The organism is Salipaludibacillus neizhouensis (assembly GCF_002886185.1).
GTDB classification, from domain to species: Bacteria; Bacillota; Bacilli; order Bacillales; family Salisediminibacteriaceae; genus Salipaludibacillus; species Salipaludibacillus neizhouensis.
The window spans coordinates 253,047-255,740 of the sequence record NZ_KZ614148.1; the positions used below are offsets into that span (position 1 = coordinate 253,047).

Here is a 2,694-nt window from a genome sequence, read left to right on the forward strand (position 1 = left end):
CAACAAGTTTTTGATACTGTTACGGCGCTAAAGGGGAGAATCCGATGAAAATAGAAAAAAGGTCCATATTAACAGAAGGAAATAAAGATATTCAGTACACTCATATTCAAAATAATTCTCAAGTTATTTGCTTTATGTTTTCTGGTTCAGGTTACACATATGATAAACCATTATTTTATTATTCAACAATGGTGATGCTTGAAAACAATTTTGATGTGGTACATATCCATTATTCATACAATCAAAGTGAATTAAATCTACCAAAAGATGAGTTGGCAAATTTGATTGTCGAGGATGTAAACCCAGTGGTTAAAGAAGTGATTGGTAATGGGGATTATGATGAAACAATATTCTTAGGAAAGTCGCTTGGTACTATTCCGATTATTTCTATGTTTGCTAATGATAGTATATATTCGAATTCAAAAATGATTATCCTCACCCCGTTATTACAACACGATTTATATTATAAGAGGTTATTGGAGAGTAAAAATAAAACACTTCTGGTTATTGGTAATGTTGATACCCACTATATTCCGGAAAAGGTAACTAAGCTTGCTGAAAAAACTAATTTTAACATTATAGAAATTGTTAATGCGAACCATTCGTTAGATATTGAACAACTTGCCACATCTAAATCAATTACTGCATTGAATGACCTAATAACAGATTTAAAAGACTTTATATCAAAGTGATTAGTTGTTCTTCAACTATTAGGTGCTTTTGTTCAACAAGCAAGTTTGCCTTTAGTACCTAATTCCCATCAATTCTATCTTCAACAATCAGGCGCAAATCTGTAATAATATTTGCGTTCTTTCTTTGTGTATAGGGCCATATGATTGAAAAAGGTTTTTTGACAACAAAAAGAGAATTATTAGAGATTAGGTATATAGGAGGAATTAGCATTGAAGTGGACAAAAGATGATTTTATGATAAGTGACGATATATTATTAATGAATTTAGATACTGTCTTACATATGTTGTCGGAAACTTACTGGGCTAAAGATAGAACAAAGGAAACAGTTGAAAAAAGTATTAAAAATTCTATTTCTTTTGGTATGTATAACAAGGATAAACAAATTGGTTTTGCTAGGGTTGTTACTGATAAAGCTGTATTTTCATGGATTTTAGATGTTGTAATAGATGAGGATTACAGAAGGAATGGCTTAGGTCAATGGTTTATGGAATGTATCTTAGGGCATCCAGAAATTAAATATACTCGTTTTGCTCTTGCTACTAAAGATGCTCATGAGTTTTATAAAAAGTTTAATTTCAAAGAAAATGACTGTATGACAAGAGGATTAATAGTTGAATAAGGCTTGAATTTTCTTGACTAACTTCTGCGAGAGCTAGAATTACGTTCTGCAAACAGGCGCAAATCTGTAATAAGGATTGCGCCCTTTCTTTGTTGTATAGGCCCATTTTGTTTATAGATGTACTTGAATGTACTTACTTAGTTAAGTGGTTCAGTGTAAACTGAGTTTATAGAATAATCATAAATGCAATGATATATGTGAGTTTGTGAAGCAGTGTACTTAAACTAAACCAAGCAGAAGAGTTCAATAAGTAATGAGGGATACTTAATCTTGATTTTGGAGACCTAACTGAAAGAATGGAGAAGATGAATAATGAAATTAAGATTGGAACTGTTTGTTGAAAGTATAGAAAAATCAGTTGAGTTTTATAGTAACGTTTTGGAATTTAATGTACCAAAAGAAACTAAAGAAAATTACAGACCTGTTAGAAAAGGTGATGTGGTTCTAGGTTTAGGAGAAATGAAAAATTTGACTGACCATCATCCCCTCAAAATTTCTGGTAGTGGTCAACAAATTGGTTTAGGTGTTGAAATAGTTCTAGAAGTTGAAGATGTAAATGATGTTTATACTAAAGTAGTTGCAAAAGGGTATCCCATCCAGACAGAATTGACCAAAAGACCTTGGGGAATGGTTGATTTTAGAATAATTGACCCAGATGGATATTATTTAAGAATTACATCAGGTAATTGAATACAGTTCTTGTGTTAACGGATGCATTAGTGCACGAAGCTAGTTGTCCTTTAGTACCTAATTCTATCTTCAACAATCAGGCGCAATTCTGTAATAAGGATTGCGCCCTTTCTTTGTTAATAGGGCCATATAGTTGAATAACTATATTGTCTATTTGGTTATTTTTGGAGTATCATTATTAGGGAACATAGGTTCTTATTGATAAGGGGGAGAATGGTTGATGTGGAAAAGAATAGAATGTGTTGCTATTTATACAGAAGACATTGAAAAGTCGGTAAAGTTCTATCAATCGTTAGGTTTAACAAAAGCATGGGAAGTATTTCAAGACGAAGAAAAACAATGGACACTTATTGGTATGAAATTTCCTGATGGTAATTCAGAACTAGTATTAAAGAATAACCCTAAATTGAATTTTGCTGAAACTGAGATTGTTGTTGAAGATGTTCGGGAGACTTACGAATCATTAAAATCTAATCCTGAAGTTCAATGGATTCGAACTCCATTCCCTAATTCTTTAGGTGGTCATGTGGCTGTAATGCAAGCTCCAGACGGAAATGTTTTTGTTTTAATAGGAAAATAAAGTAGTAGAGAAGGGCGTTAAATATGAAATTTAAAGAAATTATAAAGAGTTCATTTGTGTTAGTAGGTTTTAGTGCGGCAGGAAAATGGAGTGGCGATATTGTTCATCCAA

The 2,694-nt window shown here is 32.1% G+C and carries 4 protein-coding genes; all 4 read left to right on the plus strand.

Annotated elements, in window-relative coordinates:
* The first annotated feature begins 44 nt into the window (after positions 1-44).
* Complete coding sequence (locus CEF18_RS24100; RefSeq protein ID WP_110939041.1) at positions 45-692, plus strand: alpha/beta hydrolase; 648 nt, start codon at positions 45-47, stop codon at positions 690-692.
* 210 nt (positions 693-902) lie between these two features.
* Positions 903-1,313, plus strand: a complete 411-nt coding sequence (locus tag CEF18_RS24105) for a GNAT family N-acetyltransferase (RefSeq protein ID WP_110939042.1) — start codon at positions 903-905, stop codon at positions 1,311-1,313.
* 312 nt (positions 1,314-1,625) lie between these two features.
* On the plus strand, positions 1,626-2,003 hold the full coding sequence (locus CEF18_RS24110) for a VOC family protein (RefSeq protein ID WP_110939043.1): 378 nt from the start codon (positions 1,626-1,628) through the stop codon (positions 2,001-2,003).
* A 220-nt stretch (positions 2,004-2,223) separates the two neighbouring features.
* Positions 2,224-2,583: a VOC family protein gene (locus CEF18_RS24115; protein ID WP_110939044.1), complete on the plus strand. Its 360-nt coding sequence runs from the start codon at positions 2,224-2,226 to the stop codon at positions 2,581-2,583.
* Positions 2,584-2,694: the final 111 nt, after the last annotated feature.

Coding starts and splice junctions, on each gene's coding strand:
- CEF18_RS24100 (WP_110939041.1), top strand. CDS start 45: ATGAAAATAGAAAAAAGGTCCATATTAACAGAAGGAAATAAAGATATT.
- CEF18_RS24115 (WP_110939044.1), top strand. CDS start 2,224: ATGTGGAAAAGAATAGAATGTGTTGCTATTTATACAGAAGACATTGAA.
- CEF18_RS24110 (WP_110939043.1), top strand. CDS start 1,626: ATGAAATTAAGATTGGAACTGTTTGTTGAAAGTATAGAAAAATCAGTT.